Annotated in this window: 6 protein-coding genes; 3 read left to right on the top strand and 3 right to left on the bottom strand. The window is 42.5% G+C overall.

All coding sequences use genetic code 11. From position 1 onward, the window contains the following. Positions 1 to 191 precede the first annotated feature (191 nt). The gene (locus V7L01_RS30725) at positions 192 to 335 is read right to left on the bottom strand and encodes a hypothetical protein (protein ID WP_335041668.1); all 144 of its coding nucleotides are present in this window, start codon (positions 333 to 335) and stop codon (positions 192 to 194) included. 244 nt (positions 336 to 579) lie between these two features. On the opposite strand from V7L01_RS30725, the gene V7L01_RS30720 reads away from it, so the two are divergent. The 3 genes from V7L01_RS30720 to V7L01_RS30710 all read left to right on the top strand — a co-directional run bounded on the left by V7L01_RS30720 (position 580) and on the right by V7L01_RS30710 (position 3295). Then, entirely contained in the window at positions 580 to 1566 is a 987-nt protein-coding gene (locus tag V7L01_RS30720) for an ABC transporter ATP-binding protein (RefSeq protein ID WP_335041666.1), read from the top strand. Continuing rightward, entirely contained in the window at positions 1554 to 2351 is a 798-nt protein-coding gene (locus tag V7L01_RS30715; RefSeq protein ID WP_335041665.1) for an ABC transporter permease, read from the top strand. The genes V7L01_RS30720 and V7L01_RS30715 overlap by 13 nt, the downstream gene beginning before the upstream one ends. Before the next feature lie 146 nt (positions 2352 to 2497). After that, positions 2498 to 3295, top strand: a complete 798-nt coding sequence (locus tag V7L01_RS30710; RefSeq protein WP_335041663.1) for an ABC transporter permease — start codon at positions 2498 to 2500, stop codon at positions 3293 to 3295. A gap of 323 nt (positions 3296 to 3618) precedes the next feature. Here the strand turns inward: V7L01_RS30710 and V7L01_RS30705 are convergent, their stop codons facing one another. Both V7L01_RS30705 and V7L01_RS30700 read right to left on the bottom strand, forming a co-directional pair. Then, positions 3619 to 3960 (bottom strand): Ycf66 family protein, encoded by a 342-nt coding sequence (locus V7L01_RS30705; RefSeq protein ID WP_335041661.1) that lies wholly within the window; start codon positions 3958 to 3960, stop codon positions 3619 to 3621. Between the two features lie 55 nt (positions 3961 to 4015). Then, positions 4016 to 4705: a thermonuclease family protein gene (locus V7L01_RS30700; protein WP_335041659.1), complete on the bottom strand. Its 690-nt coding sequence runs from the start codon at positions 4703 to 4705 to the stop codon at positions 4016 to 4018. Between the last annotated feature and the right edge of the window lie 229 nt (positions 4706 to 4934).

The following is a 4934-nucleotide window of genomic DNA, read 5'->3' as shown; positions in this document are numbered from 1 at the left end:
GATGGCGAGGCAACTTTACTATCACTAATTTTTTACTGCTGCTAGGTGCTTTCCTCAGCTTACCTGCTTTGTATACCAATTAGATAGCTAGGGGGCTGGTTTGGGTTTAGGAAATTCATCAGTTGATTGTGAACCACCAAATCGAAAATTTGGCAAAAGCTTGCATTCCGATCTGGCTAATCTTTTTCCCTCTATTGGTTGCTAGAGGAACTTGAACTAGAGGCTGTCGAAGTGGTGATCGCAGTGATCATTGCCGCCTGAGCCGTGGCAATGATTTCTGAGACAGCCTTACTCACTAATTCACCATTCGCGATCGCTTGAATCCGCGATCGCACCTCTGGCAATTCTTCGGATGTAAACCCAAGTTAGGCTTGCAACAAAGCCGTGTTGATATAGCTTGTAAGTTCCCTGTGCTACTTTCAGACTTAACGCTCTTTGAGTGCAAGGTTTATATCCTCAATGACATTAATTTGGCACAGCGATAAATAAGAAGTCGCTGTACATTTTTCCTTTCTGTTGACTAATGACTATAAGCTAATGTAGTATGTGTGTAATACAAGTTTTAGGAGTTCATCGGTCATGGGAGCCGTCGAACTGGAAAATTTACGTAAGACGTTTACGTTGACTCAAGGTTGGGGAAGAAGCCGCAAGCAAACTGAGGTTGTGGCAGTGGATGATATTACGCTGAGTATTCCCGATGGGCAAGCGATCGCATTCATTGGGCCAAATGGTGCTGGTAAATCCACTACAATCAAGATGCTGACGGGTATTTTATATCCTACCTCTGGTTATGCTTCGTTGTTAGGGCTGAACCCGTGGAAAAATCGGCGGAAATTGGCTTATCAGATAGGGGTAGTATTTGGACAGCGATCGCAATTATGGTATCACCTACCTCCCCGCGATACTCTAGAATTATTAGCACGCATTTACAACATAGACCGCCAAGAATATCTTAAACGTCGTGATGTCTTAGTTGAGCGTTTTGACCTCAGACCCTTCTGGCATACCCCAGTGCGTAAGCTATCCTTGGGACAAAGGATGAGGGCAGAAGTTGCAGCTAGTTTACTTCACACACCACGATTATTATTTTTGGATGAACCGACAATTGGTCTAGATGTAATTGCCCGTCAAGAATTGCGCGGTCTTATTCGTGAGTGGAACCGTAACGAAGGTGTCACCGTATTTCTCACTAGCCACGACGCAGGCGACATCGAGCAGGTAGCCCAACGAGTAGTGGTAATTAACCACGGTAGAGTTGTGCTTGATGATAAAATTTCTGCCATGCGCCGGGACTATCTGGGTGCAAAAGTCCTCAGTGTCAGATTTCATGACACAACAGGGCAAATCATTCTCCCTGGTGTGACAGAACTCAAGAAAACAGAATATGCCCTCAAGTTAGAAGTGAATACTCGCATCACTCCTATTGAAAAGGTGATGACTCACATTCTCCAAGCAGGTTCCGTGGCTGATATTGCCATTGAAGACCCACCATTAGAAGAAGTCATCGCTCACATATATTCCCAAGCAGCCCCCAGCCAAGGAGTGCAAACAGGATGCACCATATAACCAAATATATCTGGATTGGCTGGACTTCGGCACGTTCTAACCTAGCTTACTTAGGGGAAGTTGCTTCACGGGGTGTTTTTCTGTTTGTGATTCTTTACATCTTCCTACAACTGTGGCGTGTTACTTATGCAGAAACCAACGCCCAAGAGTTAGGAAACTTAAGTTTGACGCAAATGCTTTGGTATTTAGGCATAACTGAGTCAATTGTGCTTTCCGCCCCGACAATTGCCCAAGAAGTAGACGAGGATGTACGCACCGGAACCTTAGCTGTGCAATTAATTCGTCCCTTATCCTATCCTTTATATCGCTTGTGGACAACATTAGGGGAACGAGCCGTCCGCTTTGGGCTAAATCTCACAGTATCTATAGTCATAACATTACTATTCGTTGGTTTAATTCCCTTGAGTTTGCCAGGCATTTTCTTATTTCTCCTATCCTTACCATTAGCCTTTGTTCTAGATTTTTTAGCAACATTTTTGGTTGGCTTGGGAGCTTTCTGGTTGGAAAATACCACAGGTTTAATCTTGATATATTCGCGTATCACCATGATTTTGGGAGGGATGCTGATACCGTTGGATCTTTTTCCTGAACAATGGCAACCAGTCTTAAAAAATCTCCCCTTTGCCAGCATTGTATATGGGCCAGCGCGTTTGTTCGTGCAACCCGACTTAGTATTTGCTGGGGAATTACTCTTACGTCAAGCAGTAGCTATAGGCGTACTTAGTTTACTGGTAGCTTGGGTTTATAGCACAGCAGTTCAACGCATCCATGCAAATGGGGGATGAGCATGAAAAAAAGTGCTGAGTTCCCAGTGCTGTTGGGGGTAGCGGGGCGTTTAGCCCGTGCTGAGTTCTTATTGTTGAATTGACAGACAGCCCACAAACAGCTTTTATCCAGTACATCAGTAATGAGTCAAAACTCAAAAAATATTATGTTACAGCGTATAGTTTCCTACCTTAATTTAGCTGCGGCGTATGTCCACCTGAACTTGAAGGCGCATTTAGAATACCGTGGCGCACTTATCACTCAAGTAGTAGCAATGGTACTAAATAACCTTGTTTGGGTAACGTTTTGGGCGCTATTCTTCCAACGCTTTCCCGTACTGCGTGGTTGGACTGTGCAGGATGTAATTACTCTGTGGGCATTAGCAGCCGCAGGTTTTGGTTTAGCTCATGCTGTCTGTGGTAATGCTTTACGCCTGAGTGGTTTAATAATCCGGGGACAGTTAGATGTGTGGATGCTGTATCCACGTACTCTTCTATCCCACTTACTGCTGGGACAAATGAGTGCGACAGCTTGGGGTGACTTGTTATTTGGTTATGGGGTGTACTTATTTCTCGTGAAACCAGATTTCATCCATTTGCTCATGTTCACAGCATTAACTATTTCCTCATCTATGGTGTACATCGGCTTTAATGTGTTGACTGGAAGTTTAAGTTTTTACCTTGGTAATTCCGAAGGACTAACGCAGCAATGGCGCAACGCTCTGCTTACCTTCAGCACTTACCCAGCAACTTTGTTTGAGGGTTGGGTGAAGTTGCTATTGTACACGGCAATTCCGGCTGGGTTCGTTACTTATTTACCTATCGAAGCGTTACGACAGTTATCTTTAATACATACTTTATTCGCTATCGCTGGGGCGATCTCAGTATTATTAATAGGTACAGGTGTGTTTTATTACGGATTACGGCGTTATGCTTCAGGTAACTTGATGGAGATGCGCGGATAAGTTAATAGTAAAAAACCGGGGTATACCCGGCGTTAATTATTACGATTTAACTTGAATCGTTATGAGGACGGTAGCTGTAAGATGATTATGAGGTCGCCAAGATAAAAACGATCGCCGCAGTAGAGAATAGATAATCGCTCTTACGGAAAGTATAGAAATTATTGCCGCGATTAAACCTTACAGACGCACTGTTAGAGTTGGCAGTAAACAGGAGCATTACTGTAAAAACTAGCGGCTTTCCACGAGCCAGCAGGGAAGGAGGGCACAAAGTAAAGGCGTATAATTGCTAGGTAACTATACAAAAGCGCAATTGGACTCTTACCTTACCAATTTCTCGAAATAAAGTTAATTATTATATCTTTAAAACTCAAATAAATAATTAATAATAATAGAATAAACTGCTCAAATTGAATAAGCGGATCTAATCGCCAACCTTGCATAATTAATATGATTCCACACAAAAATAGACAAATTGGTGCTAATACTCCTTGGATAATGTAAATTGTTAAAATAGAAATTGTTAATGTATTTTTCCTTTGACTTAACCAGCCGAGCATTAAAGTTACATAGATAACTCCTAAAACTAGATAAAGAGTTCCAATTAATTTGATTTCAATTAATCCAGTTGGTCTAACTCCGAAATTAACTTGAGATAAAGTGAACATTTGTAGAAAACCCTAATTCTTTATCAAGTTTTAGACTTGCACTACTCAAAGTTTTTTATTTTTCACATCCAATCCCATCTCCATCTCGGTCAAAACCATGAGGATCTGGGGGCAGTACCCTAAACCTTCGTTGGCTAATATTTCGGCAATTTAAGTCTGCTGAATTCTTTGGAATGCAAAAATCTGGGTAAGCAGGATCGCAGTTATTCTGTTGCTGCGGTTGAATCGCCTGTGAAGTTGTCTTTTGGGTAGCTCTGTGGCGGAAGTCCCAAGGCATCACAGGATTAGCCTGACTCCAAAAAGCTAAATGCTGTTGTTTGGCGGTGTTTTCACCTTGCAACAAACTATCTTTAGACTCTGGACAGCCTTTAAGATACTGACGATAAACAACAGCTTGCCCTTCTTGCACCATACTCACGTTGACACTGCGATTCTCGACAAACACCTCTGCAACCAAGCGCTTGTATTTGTCAGTTTCAATAGCACGTAGGGTAATTCCTTGTCCCACTGGCAGCAATTGTTTAAGTCTTGCTGATGATTGTTGACCCCAAGGATTCTGTTTCATCTCTGGTGCGTCAATGCAAGCGAGGCGGACAGTCACGGTTTTGTTACCAGTTTTCACCCGTATGGTGTCACCGTCACCTACGCTTACAACCGTAGCGGTAAGATTGTTGGCAAATACGGATAAAGACATTTGAGCTACAAGCAGAACGCTAATTGCAACAAAGGGAATTTTCTGAAGCATCTGTAGTAGTAATAATCACTATATAATACTTATGATGCCCAGACAACTAATTAAAAGTAGCTAATAAAACCAGTAACGTTAGATTGATAACCCAAATTGTTAGTTAACTTGAGGCTGCTCTTTTGGGCTGTAGACGCAACAGCGATCGCGCTTTTTTTACATCTGCAATTCAACACTCACCTTTCCCCTAACATTGCCATATCCTGTCTTGAGAACAGCGAACACTACA

The organism is Nostoc sp. (assembly GCF_036917095.1).
Classification (GTDB): domain Bacteria; phylum Cyanobacteriota; class Cyanobacteriia; order Cyanobacteriales; family Nostocaceae; genus Nostoc.
This window is presented reverse-complemented; position numbering and strand designations above follow the sequence as displayed.